This window comes from Flavobacterium fructosi (assembly GCF_042787335.1).
GTDB lineage: Bacteria > Bacteroidota > Bacteroidia > Flavobacteriales > Flavobacteriaceae > Flavobacterium > Flavobacterium fructosi.
This window is the reverse complement of sequence record NZ_JBHZQA010000001.1, coordinates 607,782-632,471: the sequence shown is the minus strand read 5'-3', so window position 1 is coordinate 632,471 and position 24,690 is coordinate 607,782. Positions and strand designations below refer to the sequence as shown.

Genomic DNA, 24,690 nt, shown 5'->3' with positions numbered 1-24,690 from the left:
TTGGCGAATCAAAAACGAAATACGATTCTATTTTTCTTGCTTACTTTAGGGCTTGTGCTATTGTTTTTTGTAAACATCAGTTTTGGTTCTATTACGATACCTTTTAAAGAAATTTACACAAGTTTAACTGGTGGTCAAGCGAGTAAATCCACTTGGGAATACATCATCATCAATTATCGGTTACCCAAAGCCATTACTGCAATTCTTGTTGGAATGGGGTTATCCATAAGCGGTTTGCTGATGCAAACTTTATTTCGAAATCCATTGGCAGGACCTTATGTTTTAGGACTGAGTTCCGGAGCCAGTTTAGGGGTCGCTTTTGTACTATTGGGAGCGGGCTTACTTCCTCCTGTTTTAAGTACCATTTTGTTATCCTCGTATGGAGTGGTTTTAGCCTCAACTATAGGAAGTTCTGTTGTATTACTCGCCGTTTTGATGGTTTCCCAAAGGCTACGTGATACAATGGCCATTTTGATTGTAGGGCTAATGTTTGGTAGTTTTACCAGTGCAATAGTAGGTGTTCTTACATATTTTAGTTCGGCTGAACAATTGCAGAAATTCACATTTTGGTCCATGGGAAACTTAGGCAACTTGCCATGGTCTTCTATAGTAATTCTATCCGTTTGTGTGGGTATTGGCTTAGTAATAAGTCTGTTTAGCATAAAACCGCTTAATGCATTACTATTAGGTGAAAATTACGCTCGCAGTTTAGGTTTGAATTTCAAAAAAACACGATTAATTATTATTTTTGCAACAAGCATTTTAGCAGGAAGTATCACAGCGTATGCAGGTCCAATTGCATTTATAGGACTGGCGGTTCCTCACATAGCCAAATTAGTATTTCAAACCAGCAACCATTCGGTTTTGTATTGGAGTACGTTACTTCTAGGGGCTTCGATTATGCTTGTTTGTGATGTAATTTCAGAATTGCCCGGATTAGAAATCACTTTACCAATCAATGCGGTGACTTCAATAATTGGTGCTCCTGTAGTAATTTGGTTGTTGGTTAGTAAACGAAAAATGATTACCTAATGGAAAATAAAATCATCTTGCAAGCGTCTCAAATCAGCATTGGTTATTCTCATAAAAAAGAGAAAATCGTAGTGGCTTCGAATATTTCTATTGCTTTAAAAAAAGGAAAACTGATTGCTTTAATTGGCGCTAATGGCATCGGGAAATCAACACTTTTAAAAACGATAACGGGAATCCAGAAACCGCTTTCCGGTGCTGTTTTCTTGAATGAAAGGAAAATTACTGATTACGAACCTTTGGACTTGGCACAAAATTTAAGTATCGTTTTAACCGAAAAATTGCCTCCCAGTAATTTAACTGTTTTCGAACTCATTGCTTTAGGAAGACAACCCTACACCAATTGGATGGGAACTTTATCTGATATTGATATTGTTAAAGTTAATGAAGCCATGGCATTGACACAAATCAGTCATTTAGCCCCAAAAAAACATTATGAGATTAGTGACGGGCAATTGCAAAAAGTATTAATTGCACGCGCTTTAGCGCAGGATACTCCGTTAATAATTTTGGATGAACCCACTACCCATTTGGATTTATTACATAAGGTGGCTTTATTCAAACTTTTGAAAAAGCTTACTCATGAAACTGGAAAATGCATTTTATTTTCTACTCATGATATTGATATGGCGATACAACTGAGTGACGAAATGATTATTATGACTCCTGAAACTGTGCTTCAAGATGAACCTTGTAGTTTTATTGCAAAAGGAAGTTTCAATACTTTGTTCAAAGACGAGCATATTGTTTTTGACGTTGAAAAAGGAAAATTCATGATTGTTTAGTTTCTTGCAATCCCCGCTATTGAGACACATCGTATTTATAAAAATTATTTTTATAAAATCTGTTTTCGAAAAACTATCTTTTTTCCCTATCTATAAATTTCACAATAGATAAAAGGACACACTCTGTGAAATTTAAATTAGACTTTCAGTACATTTAAAATTAAAAAAAACCACTGATTATCAAGTTATTACAATATTTATTGTATTTTTGTTCTTCATTTCATTTTCCCCAAAACTCAACTTATCTACATCATTAAAAATAATTTTTTAAAATTTTAATTATGGAAAATTTGTTTACATTACCAAAAAAAATTATTGTTTTGGGGTCGTTATTTTTCCTGTTTTCTTGCAGTCAGGACAATATGATTAGCACAGATTTACAAAACAATGAGTACATGTCATTTACCGCTAAAATGAGTGCTCACAAACTTATTGCATTTAAAGGACCGCAAGTTGCGCTTGGATACGGAAAAGTCCGTTCGTGGATAAGTGTGGATTCAAATGGCCATCCTAACGAAATTGGACTTGAAATCACTCCCGAAGCTTTTAAAAACCTTGCGACAGACAATAACAAAACCGTTCCTCCGGATGGCAAAACTATTGTAGTGCCATTGCAATTAAAAGCAACACAATTAACGCCTTTTGATCACATTGGACTTAACTGGAATCCTCATGGTCACGAACCTAAAGGCGTTTTTGATGTACCCCATTTTGACATTCATTTTTACATGATTTCTGCTAAAGAGCAACTAGCAATACCAGCTTGGTCACCAGAAACGGATACTGCTTTTAACAACTATCCTCCCCTAGGTTACATGCCTGCAGATTATTTTACTCCACCTGGTTCAGCAACTGCCGAACCCCAAATGGGAAAACACTGGCTGCCTATAAACTTAGGAGCGTATCTTCCATTTTCTAAAATAATGATTTATGGTTCTTATAATGGAAAATTTATTTTTGTGGAACCAATGATCACTTTAGATTATCTACTTTCTAATGTTGATTTTAGTGCCAATTATTCTCAACCGGAACATTTTGAAAAAGCTGGAAATTATCCAACAAAATATAATATTTATCACGATTCGGTGAGCGGAAACACTTACATTACATTAAGTGATTTTGTTGCCAGAAATTAATTCTAAATGAGGAAGCTAAATAACTTCCTCATTTTATTTCTTTTTAATTATTCATTACAAAATCGTACTATCCAATTCCTTTCAATAAATTTATACTCACCGTTGCAATAGGAGAATCAGGAAATCTTCTAAAGAAATTAGTATCTGGGTACAATCCTGCTTCAGCAGCGATTTTGTGCAAAACGGGAATTTCGACGATGTATTGATCTGAAAAACCGTGCGTGGCATCATAAGCAGTTGCCGCCGTTTTCCCCAAATTAGCAGCAGTCAAATTTGGAGGAATCGTATGCAATTCAATCATTAACAACCCAAATTTCCGGACATAAGGCGACCATTTATTCAGATGTTCCAATAGATTATCCTCGACTAAACGATTCTTGATTCGCTCTCCTCTATGCGCAAAGGCGCCAGTGGAATGACTCACTCTGTCTTGGGTAACGTGTTTTGGCATTTCCCAAATTCGGTTGTGATCCAAAAAGGTTCTCACATTCAGTAAATCTTTCAAATCAATGTTATAATTTTCTAATAAGTCATTGGCTAACAAATCGGGTTGACCAATATCTCCCCAAATTACTTTGGCCCATATATCGGCTTTAATTAAATTGGCTCGGGTGACCTTCAAAGCTGCTTGATTGTAATCGGCACCAACAAGGAATAGAGGATAGTCATCCAGCATTTTTCCCCGGAGGGTTTGTCTTTTGATTACAGTATAAATATGCTCAATAAACGCTCCATTGCCGCAACCCATATCGAGAATTCCTTTCGGCTGGTCTTCGATAGGCAAATTAAATAATTTAATAATAATCTCGTCAACAACCTTAAAATAAGTATCATGAGCGCCTCCGCTCCCCCAAACATTCATTTCCCGATCCACATGAATTTCCTCTCCTCCTTCTGCTACATCTCGCAATACATTTGGGTTACCAAAAAGCAGTTCATCCATTTTACTAAAAGTAGGTAAATAGGAAACTGTCACTCCGTAAGCAGTAGCTCTTTTGGCAAAAAATAAACCAGTTTCGGTAAACTGATAATTCCCTTTTTTTTGGGTAAACCATCCCAAATGAACAAAAAAATCGAGTATGATTTTGAAATTTTCGGGGGACTTGTGAAATTCTTCGGGACGGAACGAAATCTCCATAAAATATTTGTGAAACATGCCACTCATGCCTAGGCGAACTAATGTAGGTCCCACTAAACATCCTTCAATATGCATTAAAATCTGATGCTGAATGGTATTTGTCAGAGGATCATTCGAAAAAGAAATGGCGTAATTGTTTTTGTATTTTTCGAAAATAACGCGCATTCGTTCAAAAGGAGCATCTTCGAATAATCGAGGGTGAAACTGCATCGAAAAATGCAATAAATCAATCACATCTTCGTAAAAATAAAACATCGAAAAAGCGATTTCACTATTATCATTAATGCTAAATTTAATCACATCGGCAGCGTTATTGATATGATAATCCAGAAATCCTTGAGAACATAAATTACGTAAACCCACGTTGAGATATCCTTCGTTTGCTTTAAAATTTGATGCAAGGTCTTCTAGCGTGACTTCTTTTTTATCGAGAATATAAACAAGCACGCCACTTTTATGTAAAGAAAAAGCAACCGGTGCAATAACCAACCCATCCAAATGTTTGAAAATAGTATTTCTAAGAATAACTTTATCTATCATAAAAGTAAATTTAAAGTAAGAATAATAGAAATAAATCATGCAATGTCTTACTCAAATATATAAAATTTACTTCAAAATATCATGCTTTACGCCATCGTAACTTTTCAACTTAGCGTTTAGTGCTAATTTGCCTTTTCGCTTCACCAATAACAAAAGCGACTGAATTTGCAATGTTAAAACTTCTTATCAATGGCGACATTGGAATGGTCAGATGATTTTCAAACAAACCCAAAACCTCCTCGCTTAGCCCTTTACTTTCTTTACCAAAAACTAACCAATCCCCATCTTGAAAATCAGTTACCAAATACGATTTTTCGGCGTGCGAACTCATTAGAAAAACTCTTGATTTATCTTGAATTTGACTCGTCCATTCCGCAATATTTTGATATTCCGTTACATCTAGATGTACCCAATAATCCAATCCGGAACGTTTCAGATTTTTATCATTGATAACAAATCCAAAAGGATGAATCAAGTGTAAACGGCTTTCGGTACCAACACACAATCGGCCTATGTTTCCGGTGTTATTTGGTATTTCGGGTTCAACTAAAACGATGTTTAACATATTATACTTTATTAAAAGATTGAAAAATTCAGATCATATCCGTTAAATCTCTATTTGAAAATTTTCTACTTCTTTAACTTCACCCGCCTGTAAATCATTGAGATGTACGTTTCCTATTCGAACACGAACCAATCGCAACGTGGGGAAACCTACAGCGGCCGTCATCTTACGAACTTGGCGAAATTTCCCTTCGTTGACAACAATGGAAGCCCAGGAAGTTGGACCATGACGTTCATCCCGTATTTTTTTTCCTCTAGTTCCAAAAACAGGAATTATAGGCAATAAACTGGCCTTGCATGGTTTTGTGATATACTTGGTTCCATTAAAACCTATTTCTACCCCTTTTTGTAATTGTTCAATGGCTTCCTGATGTACAATTCCATCGACTTGAACGTAATATTCTTTATCAACTTTTTTACTTCGAATAATTTCGCTCATCATCCCATCCGTGGTCAAGAGCAATAGCCCTTCCGAGTCTTCATCAAGACGACCTATCGCCATGGTTCCTTCTGGAAAATCATGCAATTCACCCAAAAGCTTCTTTTTGCGCTTCAGTTCATAAATAAACTGACTTAAATATCCGTAAGGCTTGTGAATGATGAAATGCGAATGAGTCATTATATTTTGTTTTTAAAGATAGCAAAGATAGTTTTGTTTTAGCAGTATTTAAAATTGAGCATTGACACATTTCACTTTACAAACCAAAAGCTATGTTAAATGATTCAAATTCTTAATATAAAAGGCGTAACATTATAGAAGTTAACAGTATTAACTTAAAATTTAAAGATTATGGAAAGCGACAATTTAAGTTCAAAAAAGACAAACAACAAGCAAAATACAAACGAAGGTTTCAGCGGTGAAAACTTGCCTGAAGATTATAATCCAGCAGCATCAATACTTAAAGAAGAAGTAGAAATAGATGCTAACGGAGATCAAAAAATTGTTCAAAGAGCCCGTAATGTAGATGGATCAATTGCTTCTATCCCAGAAACGGAAGAAAGAAGCTGGAACGAAAATGAAAGTTTAAGCCGGGGTGTTTCTACTGAAAAGGACGTAATGAAAACAATTGAAAATGAAGACCACAACTCAGATATCACCGCAAATCGTTATCCAAACGAACATCCCGATAATAAGGAAGACCGAGGAAATATAAAACTGGACGAATAACGATCCGTTTTGTTTGTGAAAAGCCAATAAGTGCCTCTTTTCTTATTGGCTTATTTATTTTAGAAAACTAAAGGAAGTGATTTTTATTAGATTTTATAGTTTTAATTTTCCACGAACCGGTCAACAACAATACAAACTAAAGCGCAATATAAAATTAATAAGAAATTAACTTCATACAAGAGCTTTACAGCAACAAACGGATAAGGATAAAAGATAGTTTTGACCAATCGATTTACCAAAATGGTTTAAGTTCAAATATCCATCATAGCAATTATGGCATCTTTTTATTACTTTTACTTTAAAAAAAAATAATACTTCTATGTCAAATATGCTTCCGTTCTTACTGCTTTTTATTATTGCTCTCGCTATTGGTGTTTACATTGGAAAACTCATTTTTTCCGCTCTATTTCAGTCGGAAAAAATTAGTTTAGAGGAAAAACTGATTGCTTCATCTTCACAATTCAATCAACTAAAAGAACAAATTGTTATTGACAAAATAGCCTTTGAAAAGCAATTAGAAAATGCCAATGTTGAGAAAGAAAGTATTCGTAACGAAAAAGACAGTTTGGCCATCCAGCTTTCTAAAAAAGAAGTTGATTTTGAGAATCTTTGGGAACGCAACAAAGAACAAAAAGAAGAGGTCGAGAAATTACAAGAAAAGTTCACTAAAGAATTTGAGAATCTCGCTAACAAAATATTAGAAGAAAAGTCCACTAAATTTACGGAACAGAACAAGGAGAACATGAAAAATATCTTGACGCCTTTACAGGATAAAATTCATTTGTTCGAAAAAAAAGTCGAAGACACCCATAAAGAAAGTATTGATTATCACGCAGCTTTGCGCCAACAAATTCTAGGCTTACGGGAAATGAATATCCAAATGAGCAAGGAAACTATCAACCTGACTAAAGCTTTAAAAGGTGACAGTAAAATGCAGGGAAACTGGGGCGAATTAGTTTTGGAACGCGTTCTTGAAAAATCAGGATTAGAGAAAGGCCGTGAATATGAAGTTCAACAAGCCTTCACTACTGAAGATGGAAATCGCGTTTTTCCTGACGTTGTGATTAATCTACCTGACGGAAAAAAGATGATTGTCGATTCTAAAGTATCTTTAACTGCTTATGAAAAATACATCAATGAGGAAGATGACGATGTGAAAATTGGATTTTTAAAAGAACATGTCAATTCCATCAAACGCCACGTAGAGCAATTAGGAAATAAAAACTACCACGATTTATATCAAATAGAAAGCCCTGATTTTGTATTGTTGTTTATCCCTATTGAACCCGCTTTTGCTATGGCTTTGAATGAGGATACAAGTTTGTACAATAAAGCATTCGAGAAAAACATTGTTATAGTTACGCCTGCGACTTTATTAGCTACTTTACGAACTATTGACAGCATGTGGACCAACCAAAAGCAACAGGAAAACGCTTTGGAAATTGCACGTCAGGCTGGTGCATTGTATGACAAATTTGAAGGTTTTGTAGGTGATTTGATCAAAATTGGAAAGAAGATCGACGAAAGCAAAATTGAATACAGCGGCGCCATGAATAAACTGGTGGAGGGAAAAGGAAACCTAATTGTAAGTGTAGAGAAATTGAAAAAGATGGGAGCTAAAGCAAAAAAAGCACTTCCTGAAAGCATATTGAACAGAGCGGAAAAAGATGAAAATCAATTATTAAATTAAATAAAATGAAACGAATTTTAGGAATTATTTTGGGAATCGGCACACTGGTCTTGATCTGTTATTTTGCATTTCTCTATTACGTTCCGTACAGTGAAGGGATTCGTTCTGGTGAACTTATAAAATTGAGTCATAAAGGAATGGCCATAAAAACATGGGAAGGAGAATTGAGTCAGGGAATTTCCGGAGCTCAGATTTTTAGTTTTTCTGTTTTGGATAGTGACAAAAAAGTGATTGAAGATTTGAAAGGGCTTCAAGGAAATTATGTAAAATTAACTTATGTAGAAAGATACAGAACATTTTCTTGGTGGGGAGAAACTCGATATTTTGTTACATCCGTTCAAAAAGAAATTTCCCCTTTTAATCAAAAATAATTTTTATGAACACTACTTTTAAAACTGTCTCTTCGTCAAATATCAGTATTTCAGAATTGATGCTTCCGTCGCACACTAATTTTAGCGGAAAGATTCATGGTGGTTATATTTTATCACTTTTAGATCAAATTGCATTTGCTTGTGCATCAAAATTTTCAGGGAATTATTGTGTTACAGCATCTGTTGATACCGTAAATTTCCTTAAACCAATTGAAGTAGGCGAACTGGTTACCATGAAAGCCTGTGTGAATTATGTTGGCAACAGTTCTATGATTATTGGTATTCGAGTAGATGCCGAAAACATTCAAACCGGAAAAACAAAACATTGCAATTCCTCCTATTTCACAATGGTTGCCAAAGACAAAGAAGGCAAAAGTGTAGCGGTTCCCGGTTTGATTCTTTCCAATCTTAATGAAGTGCGGCGTTTTTACAATTGCATCAAACAAATAGCGTTAAAAAAGGAGCGAGATTATCACGAGGAAGTATTTGATTACAAATCCAAAGAAAGCCTGACTACTATAAGAAAATATAATGTTCAGCTAGAATTAAAAAAGAGTAAATAGTTAAGGAATCAAATAAAGAAATATAACGCGGTTTATTTTAATAAAAATGAGGATTTAAGCTAATATTCTCCGTTCATTTGATTAGTTTTCAATTCATTTTTTTTGTAACTTTAAGTAGTTGAATTAATAAACGATCATGAAAAAAATTACGCTACTTTTCCTGATTATTATCACCTACACCGCTTCTGCACAAGAAAAAATGGGCACTGACAAAGGGATTCTAATTTTTGAAGCATCAGTACCATTTTTTGAAGAAGTAAAGGCCATAAATCAAAAAACTTCCTGTATTGTGGTTACAAAAACAGGGGCAATAACTTGTATGGTTTATATCAAAAAATTTCTGTTTGAAAGAAGTTTGATGCAAGAACATTTCAATAAAAATTATTTAGAAAGTGATCGTTATCCAAAAGCAATATTCAAAGGTATAATTGAAAAATTTGACCTGAAAAACATTGATTCAGATTCAAAAGAATACATGATAAATGGAAAGATCACCATTCATGGTAAATCAAAAATAATAATAATTTACGGAACCATCAAAAAAGTAGGTGAAGGAATTCAACTTGTTTCTAATTTTCCTTTAAACACAGATGATTTTGGTATTGAAATTCCTTTTATAGTGCGCAGTAAAATAGCCAAAAACGTCAACACACAAATTACTTGTGTTTTACAATAATTTTATTTTATTAAACAATCCCTAAGCGCTTCTTCTAAATTTTTAAATTTAAATTCAAAGCCAGTACTTTCAATTTTATCGGATGAAACTCTTCTTCCTGTCAATACAATTTTAGCCATCTCTCCCATTGCGAACTTTATTAAAAAAACAGGAACATTGGGCAACCAAAGAGAATATCCAAGAACTTTTGCTAAGGTCTTAGAGAAAATTAAATTGTTGGTATTGTCATTGACCGCCGCATTATAAGGCCCTACCATATGTGGATTAATAATGGCTTGATAATACATATCACATAAGTCATCAATGTGAATCCACGGCATATATTGCTTGCCTGAGCCTAAAGCAGCTCCCAATCTCCACTTAAAAACAGGCAACAATTTTTTTAGAAAACCATCCTCTTTACCCAATACTAAGCCAGTGCGGATTTTAACAGTACGTATGCGCAAATATTCAATAAAATCGATAGATTCTTCCCATTTGTAACAGGTAAACCCAAGAAAATCATTAGCATGAGGTGTTTCCTCTGTACAAATCTTCTTTCCGTTTGTTGCTCCGTAAATCCCTATTGCTGATGCAGAAACAAAGGCTTCAAGTATCTTATTATTTTTCTTCAGAACGGAATAGAGAAGCTGTGTTGATTGTTCACGACTATTCCGAATTTCATCCTTCCTTTTTTTAGTCCATCTTTTCTCCGCAATATTCTCCCCAGCAAGATGTATTATATAATCTGCCTTGAGAACAGCTTCCTCTTGAATATATTGGGTGGCAACATCCCACTTGTAATAAGAAATTTCTGCAGTATTCTGTTTATTGCTTCTGCTTAAAATGGAAACACTATATCCCTTTGCGATAAGCAAACTTGTTAAATGTCTACCTATAAATCCAGATCCGCCGCTTATTAATACATTTTTTTTTATCATACTGTAAAGCTAATCATTTATAGGGAATCTAAAATATATATTAAATTTTGTTTAACATTATAATTATTTAGTTAAACATTTTGTACCTTTATACTTTAATTACAAATTCAAAAAAAATGGCTGCTAAAAAATCAATATTGACAAAAGAGAAAATAGTTTCTATGTACATGGATTATGTACTTGAGAATAGTGAAAAACCAAAATCTGTTTATCATTTCACAAAATTAAACAACTTCAGTGAAACGGAGTTTTATTCTTTTTTTGGAACTATCGAAAGTATAGAAAAAGAAATTTTTAAAATATTTTTAGACAAAACAGTTGAATTACTGAATAAGAACCCTGACTACGAAAACTACGATATGAAAAGTAAAATGCTTAGCTTTTACTTTACTTTTTTCGAGATTTTAACCGCTAACAAAAGTTACGTAGTTATGGTTTTGAATGAAAACAACAATCAATTAAAGAAACTAGCACAGTTATCTGGTCTGAGAAGCAATTTCAAAAAATACATTAATGACATCATTTCTGATGATTACCGAGTTCAACAAGAGAAGCTTCAAAATTTTCAGGAGAAAGCAATACAGGAAACTTCATGGGTACAACTTTTACTGACATTAAAATTTTGGTTAGACGATTCCTCTCCTTCTTTTGAAAAAACGGATATATATATCGAAAAATCAGTTAAAGCAACGTTTGAATTAATGAATATAGCACCCTTAGAAAGTTTAATCGATTTTGGAAAATTTATTTTCAAAGAAAAAATATACAACAAATAATGAAAACGATAGATTATATTCCAACATCAAAAATTGAAAGAGCAACAAAACTAGTACAAACCGGGGCGAAAGTTGGCGTTAACTACCTCAAATATTATGGCGAAAAAATAGTTAATTCTGATTTGACCCGCGATAAACTCAATGAAAATAATGCAGAAGACATCTATGATGGATTGAAAAGTCTCAAAGGAAGCGCTTTAAAAGTAGCCCAAATGCTCAGTATGGACAAAAGCTTTTTACCACAGGCTTATGTGGAGAAATTCTCATTGTCACAGTTTTCAGTACCCCCTCTATCTGCACCATTAGTTCTAAAAACATTTAAAACTAATTTTGGGAAAACGCCTTACGAAATTTTTGATGAATTCAATGCCAATTCTGTCAATGCGGCAAGTATTGGTCAGGTTCATATGGCTGTGAAAAACGGTAAAAAACTAGCTGTAAAAATTCAGTATCCCGGCGTTGCCAATAGTATTTCTTCTGATTTGTCGATGGTGAAACCTATTGCGATCAGAATGTTTAATCTGCAAGGAAAAGATTCTGATAAATATTTCAAAGAAGTCGAGGACAAACTGATTGAGGAAACCAATTATCTATTGGAACTAGAACAAAGCCAAGAAGTAGTTAAGGCCTGCAAAAAAATAGAAAATTTAGTTTTTCCAGAATATTATTCTGAGTATTCATCCGAGAAGATTATCACGATGGATTGGATGACAGGAATTCACCTTTCAGAATTTACTAAAACGAATACCAATCAAGAAACTGCGAATCAAATTGGTCAGGCGTTATGGGATTTTTATATGTATCAGATTCACATTCTGAAAAAAGTCCATGCGGATCCCCATCCTGGTAACTTTTTGGTAAACAAAGAAAATCAATTGGTAGCATTGGATTTTGGGTGCATGAAGCAGATTCCAAATGACTTTTACACTCCTTATTTTGAGCTGATTGACAAAGAAGTCATTAATAGCCCCAAAATATTCAATGGAAAATTATTTGAATTAGAGATTCTTAGAGAAGATGATTCCCCAGAAGAAGTCACTTATTTCACTGAAATGTTCCATGATTTACTTTCGTTATTTACAAAACCGTTTCAAGAGGAAACGTTCGATTTCTCTGATGAAAGTTTTTTTAAAAGCATTGCAAAATTAGGAGAACGATTTTCAAAAGACTCCAACCTGCGCAAAATGAACGGCAATCGAGGGTCTAAACATTTCATTTATATGAACAGAACCTTTTTTGGATTATACAATTTGATGTTTGATTTAAAAGCGACAATTGTGGTCAATGAATATGAAAAATACAAATAGTGAAAAAGGAAAATCTGCCTTCAAAAATATGTCTTGTTTGCAACCGGCCTTTTAGTTGGCGGAAAAAATGGGAAAAGGTTTGGGAGGAAGTCAAATATTGTAGCGAAAAATGCAAAAGAAACAAAAAGGGTTAGTTTGGTTCAGAAATGATTTGAGAGTTCATGATAATGAATCTTTAACAAATGCAATACGACAAAATGATAGCGTTTTAGCGGTTTATTGTTTTGATCCACGGCATTTTGAAAAAATGAATTTCGGCTTTAAAAAAACAGAAAAATTCCGGGCTAAGTTCCTCATTGAATCAGTAAGCAAATTGAAACAAAATCTAGAAAAGTTGAATATTTCGCTTTTGGTTTATCATCAAAAACCAGAAGATGTTATATCGGAAATTGTTGCAAAAAATGAAATCAATTCTATTTACTTTCAAAAAGAATGGACAAAAGAGGAAATGGAAGTTTTAGAAAACATAAAAGGTAAAGTTGCGCATTCGGTATCTTTCAAAGCTATTTACAATCAGTTCTTATTTCATCCCGAAGACATTCCATTTGAAATTCAATCGATTCCAAATGTTTTTACACAATTCAGGATTCAGTGTGAAAAATCAACGACAGTCAGACCAGAATTTTCGGTTCAGTCGCTATCTGAAGAAAATTGTATACAAAACGAAACAGTAATTCCTACGATGGAAACTTTGGGCTTTACTGATTTTGAAATCGATTCCAGAACGGCATTTCCTTTTCGTGGTGGTGAAAACGAAGCGATGAACAGATTGGAAAATTATTTTTGGAAATCAAAAAAACTGAGTGTTTATAAATTGACTCGCAACGGATTATTGGGCACCGATTTTAGTTCAAAATTTTCTCCATGGTTGGCTAATGGCTCTATTTCGGCAAAAACTATCTATTGGGAAATCAGTAAGTATGAAAAAGAAATCGAGACAAATGATTCGACTTATTGGTTGATTTTTGAATTGATATGGAGGGACTATTTCAAATATGTTTCGCTGAAAAATGGAAATTCAATTTTCAAAATTGGTGGAATTCTAGATAAAAAATACGAGTGGAAAACTAATCAATCAGCTATAAATCAATGGATAAACGGCACAACAGAAGAACCTTTTGTCAATGCCAATATGATTGAATTGCAACAAACAGGTTGGATGAGTAATCGCGGCAGACAAAATGTAGGCTCCTATTTTTCAAAGAATCTTCTATTAGATTGGCGCATAGGAGCCGCTTATTTTGAGGCCATGCTGCTTGATTATGACGTACACAGTAATTATGGAAATTGGATGTACGTTTCAGGTGTTGGAAACGACCCCCGAGATCGCAAATTCAACATTAAGTTACAGGCTAAAAACTACGATGGTGAGTCAAAATTTCAAAACTTGTGGTTGCAGCAAAAATTATTTTAAAAATTATGACAGCTAATAAAAAACATATCAATGTAGTTTGGTTCAAAAGAGACCTTCGTTTACAGGATAACGAAGCGATTTTTAATGCCACAAAAACTGGCATACCCACATTATTACTTTATGTATTCGAAAAATCTTTAGAAAATGATTTACATTACAGTCCGAGACACTGGAGCTTCATCAAGCAATCACTTGTAGATATCAACAAACAACTGGAACGATCGAACACACAGGTATTGGCAGTATCTTCAGAGGTGCTTCAAATTTTCAATATCCTTGAGGAAACATATAAAATTGACAATGTCTATTCACATCAGGAAACAGGTTTAAAAATCACTTATGAACGAGACAAAACCTTCAAGCGATTTTGCAAAAACAATCAAATCAATTGGATTGAGAACACCAATAACGGAATTTTCAGAGCATTGAGAGATAGAACAAATTGGGTTTCAAAATGGGAAGAGTACATGAATGAACCACAGTTTATTTTTGATTCGAAAACAGAAAATTTTCTTAATATGGAGGCAATCAGTGAACTCGAAAAAGCATTTGAAAAGACCAATTTAGAAACTGTTCCAGATGCGATTTTCCAAAAGGGAGGTTCAACTATGGCAGGGAAATATTTGCAAACATTCTTTGATGAGCGCTATCATAACTATAATTCTCATATTTCAAAACCTTTATTGTCGCGAAGAAGTTGCAGTAGATTGTCCCCTTATATTGCTTGGGGAAATTTATCTTCCAGACAAGTTTTGCAACAAGCAGCTACGTTCCGACTTACCTGTAACAACAAGAAACAAATTGATTCTTTTGTTTCCAGACTGACTTGGCAGGCCCATTTTATTCAAAAATTTGAAATGGAAGAAATTATGGAATTCGAAAGTGTCAATAAAGGTTTCCATACTTTAAAAAAGAAAATAAATGAAAACTACATTCAAGCTTGGAAAACGGGTCAAACAGGATTTCCTTTAATCGATGCCTCTATGCGATGCTTGAATGAAACCGGTTATTTGAACTTTAGAATGCGTGCAATGTTAGTGTCGTTTTTTACCCATAATTTATGGCAGCCTTGGCAGGAAGCCACGCAACATTTATCCCAAATGTTTTTAGATTTTGAGCCCGGAATACATTTTCCGCAGTTGCAAATGCAGGCGGGTGAAACCGGAATCAATATGTTACGTATATATAATCCAATAAAGAACAGTTACGAACACGATCCTGATGGTGAATTTATAAAAAAATGGGTGCCGGAATTGCGCAATTTGCCACGTGCATTTGTACATGAACCATACAAAATGACCTATTTAGACCAGCAGTTTAATGACTTCGAAATAGGAATAAGTTATCCGAAACCAATTGTAAATATGGAAAGAACGCGAAAATTTGCCAGTGATTTTTTATGGAAAATGAAGAAAAACCCATTAGTAAAAGAAGAAAGTTCACGCATATTAAAACTTCACACCATGACTGATATTGGAGATAGTGAGTAATATTTTAATGGCAATATAATTATAATTTATGAATACAAGAAAAGAGCTTACCGATTTAGACAAAGACCGAATTATAGAAATGGCTTGGGAAGACCGAACCACTTTTGATGCAATTTTGATGCAATTTGGATTTAAAGAACAAGAAGTCATTGATTTGATGCGAATTGAAATGAAGCCTTCGAGTTTTAGGATGTGGCGCAAACGCGTTCAAGGCCGCAAAACAAAACATGAAAAACTAAGAGACTTCAAAGAAGGAAGATTCAAATGCACAATGCAAAGACAGATCAACAACAATAAGATCTCGAAAAGATAGCAGAGTCGATATAAAATATTTTAAATAACCTTTTGAACAAAAAACATGAAAAATATAGTAATCGTTGGTGGTAGCAAAGGAATAGGAAGCGCCATTTTGCTGCAACAATTAGAGACAAATATGGTGTTCAACATTAGTAGAAATGCCCCGGTCATTACACATCCAAACCTTAAACATTTTGCTGTAGATGTATTGCAGGATTCACTTCCGGATATAGAAAGTGCTGACACGGTGATTTACTGCCCGGGCTCTATCAATTTGAAACCCATAACAAGTTTGAGCATCGATGATTTCAGAAATGATTTTGAAATTAATGTTATTGGAGCTGTAAAAACTATTCAGAAATATTTACCTGTATTAAAAAAAGGAACTGATCCATCCATTATTTTGTTCAGTACTGTAGCCGCAAAACTGGGGATGCCCTTTCATGCGAGTATTGCTACTGCAAAAGCAGGTGTGGAAGGATTAGTAAAATCGCTGGGAGCAGAGTTGGCATCGGTAGTGCGCATCAATGCAATAGCTCCGACTATTACCGAAACATCACTTTCGGCAAATATTTTAAGAAATGACCGTATGAAAGAAAATATGGTAGAACGCCATCCCATGAAAGGATATTTGAAGCCGGAAGAAGTAGCTAATATGGTAAATTTCCTAATTTCTGAAAATGCAAAATCGATCTCAGGTCAGGTATTTGAAATGGATTATGGAATTGTGACATTCAAAATATAAAAATTATAAAAAATGCATTCATAACTTAAAAAAATCGAAAATGATACTTAGCAAAATAAAAAGCTACGAGAAAATCGAGCAATATGATACGAAAATAACGACATCATTAGCTGAAAATTACAAAACAATAATTGAAAATTTAGGCGAAGATGTAAATCGAGAAGGTCTCGAAAAAACGCCTGAAAGAGTGGCTAAAGCAATGCAGTATTTGACACATGGTTATGAATTAAATCCCTTAGAAATTTTAAAATCGGCACTGTTCACTGAAGACCATAAACAAATGATTGTGGTAAAAGATATTGAAGTGTATTCAATGTGTGAACATCACATGTTACCTTTTTTTGGAAAAGCGCACGTGGCTTATATTCCAAATGGTAAAATTGTAGGTTTAAGCAAAATCCCAAGGATAGTCGATGCCTTTGCCAGAAGAATGCAAGTACAAGAAAGACTGACAGATCAGATCAAGAATTGTATTCAGGAAGCTTTAAATCCGCTAGGTGTTGCAGTGGTCATTGAAGCACAACATATGTGTATGCAAATGCGAGGGATTCAAAAACAAAATTCCGTTACAACAACTTCTTCTTTTACCGGTGCGTTTGAAAAAGATAAAACCAGAAAAGAATTCATTAGCTTAGTTTCCAATAAATTGAGTTAAAATTAAATATCATTCGCCACATTGAACATTGGCTAAAAACAGCACAATCTATTATACGAATTATCTCTTATTTTTTGAGCAGCATCTAAAATTGGAGTTAATTCGTATAATTTATTGAAAAAGAAGCTTTTTAGAACAAATGCAATAATTAAAATGTAAAACCATGAAAATTCTCTTAACAGGTGCAACGGGGTATATCGGGAAGCGACTTTTACCACTTTTGGTAGCACAAGGTCAGGAAATCGTATGTTGTGTAAGGGATAAAAATAGGTTTTATATTCCAAAAGAATTTGAAAACCATATTGAAGTTATAGAAATAGATTTTCTTAAAGAAGAAAGTTTATCCGCAATACCTGAAGACATAGATGCAGCGTATTACTTGATGCATTCTATGTCTACTTCGTCTGCTAATTTTGATGATTTAGAAAGCATTTCTGCTACAAATTTTGTGCAACGATTAAATCAAACGAATGCGAAACAAGTCATTTACCTGAGCGGTATTGTAAATGACAAATCACTATCTAAACACTTATCTTCTCGAAAAAAAGTGGAAGATATCTTGAATACAGGCAAATTTTCGGCCACGACGCTAAGAGCCGGCATAATTGTAGGTTCTGGAAGTGCGTCATTTGAAATCATTAGGGATTTAGTAAATAAACTTCCCGTTATGATTACTCCAAAATGGCTCAATACAAGATGCCAACCCATAGCAATTCCAGATGTGTTGGCGTTTCTCTCTAAATCATTGCTAAATCCTTTGACCTACAATCAAAATTTTGATATTGGCGGACCCGACATTCTTACTTATAAGGAAATGTTATTGGGCTATGCCAAAGCAAAACACCTCAAAAGATGGATTTATACTATTCCGGTGATGACTCCAAAATTATCTTCGTATTGGTTGTATTTTGTAACCTCAACCTCTTATAAACTAGCTTCAGCTCTTGTAAGCAGTATGAAAGTCGAAGTAATTTGTAGGGATCATCGAATTAATGAGATCTTGAATGTAAAACCCATGACGTATGAGCAAGCGTTGTCTCGGGCGTTGCTAAAAGTCGATGAAGATAAAGTAGCTTCGAGCTGGAAAGACTCTTTAGTCAGCGGACGTTTTAGCAGCAGTATATCTGAATATCTCAAAGTTCCTAAAAAAGATTGCTTCATTGATCGCCGAAAAATGCAAATAGTAGACAGAGAGTACACCATCAATAAAATCTGGTCAATTGGTGGCGATTCTGGTTGGTATTACGGTAACTGGCTTTGGGAATTACGTGGATTCATTGATAAATTATACGGAGGAGTTGGTTCCCGAAGAGGAAGAACGAACCGTCATGACATACATTCTGGTGATGCATTGGACTTTTGGCGTGTCTTGTATGCTAATAAAGACGAGGGAAAGCTAATCTTATTTGCCGAAATGAAATTACCGGGAGAAGCTTGGTTAGAGTTCAAAATTATCGGAAACACTTTGTATCAATCCGCTACTTTCAGACCTAGAGGGATTTGGGGTAAATTATATTGGTATTCCGTTTTACCTTTTCACGGATTTATTTTTAATGGAATGCTGAAAAGATTGATTAAATAATTATTTTTTTGAAACATGTAAGTCATTTAAGTTGACCTAATTTCATACTCTTTGCCATTCCGATGAAGCAGGAAATCCACTCTTAGCTAATAATTAGTCTTAATGAAATTCTTCCTTCGTCGAAATGAAAATATAAAAAAATTACTTTAGAATTCCCGCTTTGTAGGTTGCTATAGCTCGATCTCTTGCCATAGCGTGAGGTACCATTGGTTCTACATATCCTAAATCCAATTCTTTGATCCATTTGCGGATGTAGATTCCATTTTCGTCAAACTTTTTTTGCTGAATCTCCGGATTAAAAACTCGGAAATAAGGAGCAGCATCGCAACCTGTTCCTGCTGCCCATTGCCAATTTCCAATATTAGCTGATAAATCATAATCCAATAGTTTTTCGGCAAAATAAGCCTCTCCCCATTGCCACTGAATCAGTAAATGTTTGCAAAGGAAACTTGCTACTACCATGCGCACTCTATTGTGCATGTATCCTGTTTCATTGAGTTGACGCATTCCGGCATCCACCATAGGATATCCAGTTGTACCAGAACACCAACGCTTGAAATCGGCCTCGTCATTGCGCCACTGAATTCCATCATACGCTGATTTGAAGTTTTGGGTAACTACTTTTGGAAAACTAAATAAGATTTGCATAAAGAATTCTCTCCAAATCAGTTCACTCAAAAAGACATCATTTTTATGAAAAGCCCAATTAACTAATTTCCGTATGCTTACGGTTCCGAAACGCAGGTGTGGTGATAAATAAGAAGTTTTGTCCAAGGCTGGGAAATCCCGAATTTCTTGATAATTTGAAATAAATTTTAAGTTGTTCGGTTTTACTTTTATGGGACTTTCTTCGAAACCTATTTGTTCCAAAGTTGGAAAAGCAAATTCACTTGGATAAAAATTAGAAAAATGATCGCTACTATCATATTCCTGAACCGGAACCATTGCTTTGTATTTTTCCAACCATTTATTTTTAAACGGTGTATAAACCGTGTACGGCAATCCGTCTGCTTTTGTGATTTCTTTTTCTTCGAAAATGACTTGGTCTTTAAAGGAATAGAAGATTGCATTGTTTGCCTCCAATATTTCACAAATCGCACTATCCCTCTTTATCGCGTAAGGTTCATAATCTTTATTGAAGAAGACTTCCTTTACATCAAATTCTTGCAAAAGTGATTGCCAAACTTCAAGGGTTATTCCTTTTTTAACTAAAAGCGAACTTTTTATTTCTTTTAATTCCGTATTTATTTTAGAAAGTGATTCATGAATAAATCCTACTCTGGCATCGTTTTTTGGCAAACTGTTTAAAATGGCATCATCAAAAATAAACAACAAAATTACAGGTTGTTTAGACTTTAAAGCATGGAATAATCCAACGTTATCTTCTAAACGTAAATCTCGTCTAAACCAAAAAATAGTTACTTGTTGTTTGCTCATTACTTTTTATTAAACATTTCGTCCACCTTAGTCACACGGTAAGCAAAAATGGATTTCAATTTATTTTTAACCACCAATGTATTCATGATTCGGCCCAGAAAGCCAAGTGGCAACCCGTAATGCACCACATCCGTCATTTTGGTTCCGTTTGGTGTTGCTTCAAAGAAATGTTTGTGGTGCCAAAAACTGTATGGACCAAAACGCTGTTCGTCTATAAAATAACTATTTTCCTTGACTTGGGTAATTACAGTCATCCACGACAAAGTAATCCCAAAAAGGGGCGTTACTTTGTATTGAATGATTTGTCCCGGATACATAGACTTATGATCAAAATCCGTTATTTGAAAACCCATTCCCTCTGGTGTTATTTTTTGAAGGTTCTTTGGGCTTGAAAAAAAAGCCCAACATTCTTCGACACTTGCATTTACATGTTGAACGGTTTCTTGTTTGTATATTTTCATGATTGCTGATTAAGAAAAGATTCTTTATTGGTTCACCGGAGTTCCGTGAGGGATAGAAGTAGAGCCCTTTTAGTATATGGCTTATTTGCCAGAGATATTAAAGCGGGAACGGATAGCCCGACCCGTCATACCTCAATTGAACTTTACATTTTATAGTATTTTAACGGCACAAATAACATTCCAAAACACTCTCCATGCTCTTTTCCCAAATGCTTATGATGTATTTTATGTGCTTTACGCAAGCCTATCAAATATTTATTATTGGTGTTTTTGAACCACTTAAAACGTTGATGTATCAAGACATCGTGTATCATGAAATAACAAAATCCGTAGAATGTGATTCCAAGTCCAATGAAGAACAGGTAATTCATACCACCTTGCACACCAAAATAAAAAAGTACGATACTGGGCACGGCAAAAATCACAAAAAAGATATCGTTTCGCTCAAAAACATTAGCGTATTTGGGCTGGTGATGGTCAGCATGAAAATACCACATCAATCCGTGCATGACATACTTATGTGTCATCCAGGTCACGCATTCCATAAAAAAGAAAACGCCTAAAAAGATTATAAAAGAAATCATTATTTTTTCATTTAATTAAAATATATTTTCTCAAAACAAGGCTATTATTAAACCAATCTCAACTTGTAAGTAACGAAAGATTGCGCCAGTAATCCCGCTTTAGTATAATTAGAAACTCGAATTCTTGCATTGCCAATTTCGTGACAAGGCGTATTTTCGAGCTTTTTCAAGAGCTTTTTATAATAGACAAATGCGGTGTAAACGCCAAATTTAGCTTCGATCGGTAACTTCAAAATTCCTTGATAAGCAACTCTGAAATCTTCTTCTATTTCCTTTATAATGGCTCTTTTTGCATTCTCATCAAAGGAGTTTAAATCGACTCCTGGGAAATAATTCCTGTTTAAGATTAAATTATCATCCTTAAGATCTCGCAAAAAATTAACTTTCTGAAAGGCTGAACCTAAACGCATGGCTTCGCTCTTTAACTGATTGTATTTTAAATCGTTTCCATCTACAAACACCTTGAGACACATTAAACCCACCACATCAGCTGATCCATAAATATACTCGTCATACTCCTCTTTGCTGTTGTAATCTAATTTAATCAAATCTAATTTCATACTTTTAAGAAAAGCCTGAACCAAGTCATCGGAAATATTATATTTTTTAACCGTTTGCTGGAAAGAGTTCAAAATTGGGTTTAGACTTATACTTCTGTCAATTCCTTTGTAGTACTCTTTTTCGAAATCATTAATCAAATCCTCCTTGTCGTATCCATGAAATGAATCTACAATTTCATCAGCAAAACGCACGAAGCCATAGACACTGTAAATAGCATCCCTAATACTTGGCGATAGCATATATACTGCCAATGAAAATGAAGTACTGTAGTTTTTTGTAACTAACTTGCTGCATTTGAAAGATACATCATCAAATATTTTTTTCATATTTATTGATCTGAAAATTGCTTATTAATTAATTCTGACACTAATTTTCCTGAGATTAGAGCTGGCGGAACTCCCGGTCCAGGAACGGTCAACTGACCGGTGAAATATAAATTTTTTACTTTTTTACTTTTAAGTTTTGGTCTCAAAAAGGCGGTTTGCAATAACGTATTTGCCATTCCGTAAGCATTCCCTTTATAGGAATTGTATTCGGAAACAAAATCATTTTTACAGAACGACTGCTTAAAGATAATATTATTTTTCACGCTTTGCTGTGTTAAAACTTCAAAACGGTTTATTATTTTGTCAAAATACTCTTCCCTTAACTCCTCAGTATCGTTGATTCCAGGTGCTAACGGAACTAGGAAAAAAGCGGATTCCATTCCTTCCGGCGCAGCCGTTTTATCCGTCAACGATGGAAAATTGGCATAAAACAAAGGCTCTTTAGGCCACTGTGGCTCATCATAAATATCCTTTGCATGCTGATAAAAATCAACATCAAAAAACAGGGCGTGATGCGAAATATTTTCTATTTTTTTATTGAAACCAACATAGAACAATAACGATGAAGGGGCAAAAACTCTGTTGTCCCAATATTTCTCGGAGTAAGCGCGATGTTCCTGATCTAATAATATTTCGGTGTGATGATAATCCGCACCGCTTAAAATCAAATCTGATTCAATCGTTTTACCATTTACCACTATCGCTTTGGCCGTTTTATTATCAACAATTATCTTTTCAATATTTGCATTAGTGTGAAACACAACTCCCAATTCACGTGCCAGACTTTCCATTGCACGAACGACATCAAACATCCCTGTTTGAGGATGCCAAGTTCCAAGACCAAAATCAGCATAATTCATAAAACTATAGAACGATGGTGTGTCTGATGGTTTTGCTCCAAGGAACAGCACAGGAAATTCGAGAATTTGAATTAATCGTTCGTTTTTAAATTTTTTACGAACATCTTTACTAATATTACTGAAAAACTGCCCCACTTTTTTAGCGGTTTCCAAAGTCACCAATTCCAAAGGTGAAATTCCTGGTCGGTACACCAAGTCTTTGATCGCAATATCATAATTGCTTTTGGCCTCTAAGATAAATTCATGAAGCACCTTTCCACTACCCTTTTCAATAGCTTCGAATGTTGCTTCAATTTCACCTAAATTGTCCGCTATGGCAATAAAATCGTCTATACCATAATAAACCCGATAAGCTGGTTTTAATTTTATTAGCTCATAATAATCGCTTGTTTTTTTCCCAAAGTCGGCAAAAAAACGATCAAAGACGTCTGGCATCCAATACCAGCTTGGTCCCATATCAAATGTAAAACCTTCTTTCTTTAATTGTCTTGCTCTACCGCCTATCGATGTGTTTTTCTCATACACTTCAACCTGATGCCCACTTTTTGCCAAATAACAAGAAGCAGCTAAAGCTGAAAATCCGGAGCCAATGATTGTAATTTTATTTTTCATTTGTTTAGCAAATATATAAAATGTTTAAACAAAAACAATTAAATTTTAGCTACTATTTCTGAAATTGAATCAAAAATGGAGATTTTCTCCGAAAGTCCTTCCTTTTTAATAAACTCAACCAATCGACCTGTTAACCATAACTCCGTGGTATCATCGATCAATTCTTCTGTCATTTTAGCAACATATTCATTTACAGAATCTCTCTCCGGCTGAACGGTAAAATAAGAAATGAAAACAATGGAATTAAAATGTTTTTTTAAATCTTTTAAATTCTCAATAGGCATACTTTCACCCAGGTAAATTGCTTTGTATCCGTGCAATAAAATTTCATAATGCAAATACATTAATCCCAGCTCATGTATTTCGTTCATTGGAAGGGAAAGAACAAAAACTTTATCCAATTTCGTTTGTTTCAAAAGTTGCAGTTTCTCTGTGTTTACTAAAAGTTTTTGCTTGATTAAATAGCTTATAAAATGCTCGTGAGCAGGTGTTATTGTATCCGATTGCCAAAGCAAACCAAGTTCATTCATCAAAGGGATGAAGACTTCGTGAAACACTTCTTTGAATGATTTATCTGTAATTAACCAATTGTAGGTGTTGAAAAATAATTCTTGGTCAAAGTTCATCATTGCCATCTTAAAAGCACTGATAGCATGGCTTTTTGCCGTTTTACTGGAAATTATTTCTCGAACTAGCGAAGGTATTTTATCTTGGGGATAGGTGGCAATTTTTGATATCTTATATCCATAATCATGTAATAAAGTGATATTTAGCAGCTTTTGCAAACTGGCCAAATCGTACAACCTAATATTAGTATCCGTACGCATGGGTTGGAGTATATCATATCTTTTTTCCCAAATTCGTATCGTATGCGCTTTTATCCCTGACAGGTTTTCAAGATCTTTAATACTGAATACATTTTTAACATTGTTCATTGTTTATCAAAATTTAATAAACAAATGTAAAATATTAATTTAACATTCTGCTCAAAATAAATAAAAAC

27 protein-coding genes are annotated in these 24,690 nt (G+C 34.3%); 17 read left to right on the top strand and 10 right to left on the bottom strand.

Annotated elements, in window-relative coordinates; translation table 11 throughout:
• The 3 genes from ACFX5D_RS02810 (at position 1) to ACFX5D_RS02800 (ending at position 2,950) form a co-directional block, all read left to right on the top strand.
• On the top strand, positions 1 to 1,032 hold the full coding sequence (locus ACFX5D_RS02810) for an iron chelate uptake ABC transporter family permease subunit (RefSeq protein ID WP_379856735.1): 1,032 nt from the start codon (positions 1 to 3) through the stop codon (positions 1,030 to 1,032).
• Entirely contained in the window at positions 1,032 to 1,814 is a 783-nt protein-coding gene (locus ACFX5D_RS02805; protein WP_379856734.1) for an ABC transporter ATP-binding protein, read from the top strand. Before ACFX5D_RS02810 ends, ACFX5D_RS02805 begins: the two co-directional genes overlap by 1 nt.
• Positions 1,815 to 2,095: 281 nt before the next feature.
• Positions 2,096 to 2,950 (top strand): hypothetical protein, encoded by an 855-nt coding sequence (locus ACFX5D_RS02800; RefSeq protein WP_379856733.1) that lies wholly within the window; start codon positions 2,096 to 2,098, stop codon positions 2,948 to 2,950.
• Positions 2,951 to 3,017: 67 nt separating this feature from the next.
• Here the strand turns inward: ACFX5D_RS02800 and ACFX5D_RS02795 are convergent, their stop codons facing one another.
• The 3 genes from ACFX5D_RS02795 to ACFX5D_RS02785 form a co-directional block, all read right to left on the bottom strand.
• Positions 3,018 to 4,628, bottom strand: coding sequence for a class I SAM-dependent methyltransferase (locus tag ACFX5D_RS02795; protein WP_379856732.1), 1,611 nt, complete (start codon positions 4,626 to 4,628; stop codon positions 3,018 to 3,020).
• Between the two features lie 109 nt (positions 4,629 to 4,737).
• Positions 4,738 to 5,193 carry a tRNA (cytidine(34)-2'-O)-methyltransferase gene (locus tag ACFX5D_RS02790; protein ID WP_379856731.1) on the bottom strand — a complete coding sequence of 152 codons (456 nt, stop codon included), beginning with the start codon at positions 5,191 to 5,193 and terminating at the stop codon, positions 4,738 to 4,740.
• A gap of 42 nt (positions 5,194 to 5,235) precedes the next feature.
• Positions 5,236 to 5,811, bottom strand: a complete 576-nt coding sequence (locus ACFX5D_RS02785) for a pseudouridine synthase (RefSeq protein WP_379856730.1) — start codon at positions 5,809 to 5,811, stop codon at positions 5,236 to 5,238.
• 171 nt (positions 5,812 to 5,982) lie between these two features.
• On the opposite strand from ACFX5D_RS02785, the gene ACFX5D_RS02780 reads away from it, so the two are divergent.
• The 5 genes from ACFX5D_RS02780 to ACFX5D_RS02760 all read left to right on the top strand — a co-directional run bounded on the left by ACFX5D_RS02780 (position 5,983) and on the right by ACFX5D_RS02760 (position 9,660).
• Positions 5,983 to 6,360 carry a hypothetical protein gene (locus ACFX5D_RS02780; protein ID WP_379856729.1) on the top strand — a complete coding sequence of 126 codons (378 nt, stop codon included), beginning with the start codon at positions 5,983 to 5,985 and terminating at the stop codon, positions 6,358 to 6,360.
• A 319-nt stretch (positions 6,361 to 6,679) separates the two neighbouring features.
• The gene (locus tag ACFX5D_RS02775) at positions 6,680 to 8,050 is read left to right on the top strand and encodes a DNA recombination protein RmuC (RefSeq protein WP_379856728.1); all 1,371 of its coding nucleotides are present in this window, start codon (positions 6,680 to 6,682) and stop codon (positions 8,048 to 8,050) included.
• A 5-nt stretch (positions 8,051 to 8,055) separates the two neighbouring features.
• A complete protein-coding gene (locus tag ACFX5D_RS02770) occupies positions 8,056 to 8,421 on the top strand; it encodes a 6-phosphogluconate dehydrogenase (RefSeq protein WP_379856727.1) in 366 nt (121 codons plus the stop codon).
• Between the two features lie 5 nt (positions 8,422 to 8,426).
• The gene (locus ACFX5D_RS02765; protein ID WP_379856726.1) at positions 8,427 to 8,984 is read left to right on the top strand and encodes an acyl-CoA thioesterase; all 558 of its coding nucleotides are present in this window, start codon (positions 8,427 to 8,429) and stop codon (positions 8,982 to 8,984) included.
• Between the two features lie 136 nt (positions 8,985 to 9,120).
• Positions 9,121 to 9,660, top strand: coding sequence for a YceI family protein (locus tag ACFX5D_RS02760; protein ID WP_379856725.1), 540 nt, complete (start codon positions 9,121 to 9,123; stop codon positions 9,658 to 9,660).
• Positions 9,661 to 9,662: 2 nt separating this feature from the next.
• Here ACFX5D_RS02760 and ACFX5D_RS02755 read toward each other — a convergent pair whose 3' ends face one another.
• Entirely contained in the window at positions 9,663 to 10,580 is a 918-nt protein-coding gene (locus tag ACFX5D_RS02755; RefSeq protein WP_379856724.1) for a TIGR01777 family oxidoreductase, read from the bottom strand.
• Between the two features lie 116 nt (positions 10,581 to 10,696).
• Between ACFX5D_RS02755 and ACFX5D_RS02750 the strand changes: the two genes are divergently transcribed.
• The 9 genes from ACFX5D_RS02750 to ACFX5D_RS02710 all read left to right on the top strand — a co-directional run bounded on the left by ACFX5D_RS02750 (position 10,697) and on the right by ACFX5D_RS02710 (position 18,846).
• Positions 10,697 to 11,356: a TetR family transcriptional regulator C-terminal domain-containing protein gene (locus ACFX5D_RS02750; RefSeq protein WP_379856723.1), complete on the top strand. Its 660-nt coding sequence runs from the start codon at positions 10,697 to 10,699 to the stop codon at positions 11,354 to 11,356.
• Positions 11,356 to 12,663, top strand: a complete 1,308-nt coding sequence (locus ACFX5D_RS02745; RefSeq protein ID WP_379856722.1) for an ABC1 kinase family protein — start codon at positions 11,356 to 11,358, stop codon at positions 12,661 to 12,663. Before ACFX5D_RS02750 ends, ACFX5D_RS02745 begins: the two co-directional genes overlap by 1 nt.
• Complete coding sequence (locus ACFX5D_RS02740; RefSeq protein WP_379856721.1) at positions 12,663 to 12,797, top strand: DUF2256 domain-containing protein; 135 nt, start codon at positions 12,663 to 12,665, stop codon at positions 12,795 to 12,797. The genes ACFX5D_RS02745 and ACFX5D_RS02740 overlap by 1 nt, the downstream gene beginning before the upstream one ends.
• Positions 12,773 to 14,077 carry a DASH family cryptochrome gene (locus tag ACFX5D_RS02735; protein WP_379856720.1) on the top strand — a complete coding sequence of 435 codons (1,305 nt, stop codon included), beginning with the start codon at positions 12,773 to 12,775 and terminating at the stop codon, positions 14,075 to 14,077. The genes ACFX5D_RS02740 and ACFX5D_RS02735 overlap by 25 nt, the downstream gene beginning before the upstream one ends.
• A gap of 5 nt (positions 14,078 to 14,082) precedes the next feature.
• Positions 14,083 to 15,567 (top strand): cryptochrome/deoxyribodipyrimidine photo-lyase family protein, encoded by a 1,485-nt coding sequence (locus tag ACFX5D_RS02730; protein ID WP_379852145.1) that lies wholly within the window; start codon positions 14,083 to 14,085, stop codon positions 15,565 to 15,567.
• 28 nt (positions 15,568 to 15,595) lie between these two features.
• Complete coding sequence (locus ACFX5D_RS02725; RefSeq protein ID WP_379852144.1) at positions 15,596 to 15,880, top strand: TIGR03643 family protein; 285 nt, start codon at positions 15,596 to 15,598, stop codon at positions 15,878 to 15,880.
• A gap of 45 nt (positions 15,881 to 15,925) precedes the next feature.
• Positions 15,926 to 16,609, top strand: a complete 684-nt coding sequence (locus ACFX5D_RS02720; protein WP_379856719.1) for an SDR family NAD(P)-dependent oxidoreductase — start codon at positions 15,926 to 15,928, stop codon at positions 16,607 to 16,609.
• A 40-nt stretch (positions 16,610 to 16,649) separates the two neighbouring features.
• Complete coding sequence (gene folE / locus ACFX5D_RS02715; protein ID WP_379852142.1) at positions 16,650 to 17,264, top strand: GTP cyclohydrolase I FolE; 615 nt, start codon at positions 16,650 to 16,652, stop codon at positions 17,262 to 17,264.
• A 163-nt stretch (positions 17,265 to 17,427) separates the two neighbouring features.
• On the top strand, positions 17,428 to 18,846 hold the full coding sequence (locus tag ACFX5D_RS02710) for an SDR family oxidoreductase (RefSeq protein WP_379856718.1): 1,419 nt from the start codon (positions 17,428 to 17,430) through the stop codon (positions 18,844 to 18,846).
• Between the two features lie 141 nt (positions 18,847 to 18,987).
• Here ACFX5D_RS02710 and ACFX5D_RS02705 read toward each other — a convergent pair whose 3' ends face one another.
• From ACFX5D_RS02705 to ACFX5D_RS02680, 6 genes are all read right to left on the bottom strand, one after another.
• The gene (locus tag ACFX5D_RS02705) at positions 18,988 to 20,283 is read right to left on the bottom strand and encodes a cryptochrome/photolyase family protein (RefSeq protein ID WP_379856717.1); all 1,296 of its coding nucleotides are present in this window, start codon (positions 20,281 to 20,283) and stop codon (positions 18,988 to 18,990) included.
• The gene (locus ACFX5D_RS02700; protein WP_379856716.1) at positions 20,283 to 20,744 is read right to left on the bottom strand and encodes an SRPBCC family protein; all 462 of its coding nucleotides are present in this window, start codon (positions 20,742 to 20,744) and stop codon (positions 20,283 to 20,285) included. The genes ACFX5D_RS02705 and ACFX5D_RS02700 overlap by 1 nt, the downstream gene beginning before the upstream one ends.
• Positions 20,745 to 20,887: 143 nt before the next feature.
• The gene (locus ACFX5D_RS02695; RefSeq protein WP_379852138.1) at positions 20,888 to 21,328 is read right to left on the bottom strand and encodes a sterol desaturase family protein; all 441 of its coding nucleotides are present in this window, start codon (positions 21,326 to 21,328) and stop codon (positions 20,888 to 20,890) included.
• A 47-nt stretch (positions 21,329 to 21,375) separates the two neighbouring features.
• Positions 21,376 to 22,215, bottom strand: a complete 840-nt coding sequence (locus ACFX5D_RS02690) for a phytoene/squalene synthase family protein (RefSeq protein ID WP_379856715.1) — start codon at positions 22,213 to 22,215, stop codon at positions 21,376 to 21,378.
• Positions 22,216 to 22,217: 2 nt separating this feature from the next.
• Positions 22,218 to 23,687, bottom strand: coding sequence for a phytoene desaturase family protein (locus tag ACFX5D_RS02685; protein ID WP_379856714.1), 1,470 nt, complete (start codon positions 23,685 to 23,687; stop codon positions 22,218 to 22,220).
• Between the two features lie 38 nt (positions 23,688 to 23,725).
• Positions 23,726 to 24,622: a MerR family transcriptional regulator gene (locus tag ACFX5D_RS02680; RefSeq protein WP_379856713.1), complete on the bottom strand. Its 897-nt coding sequence runs from the start codon at positions 24,620 to 24,622 to the stop codon at positions 23,726 to 23,728.
• Positions 24,623 to 24,690 lie beyond the last annotated feature (68 nt).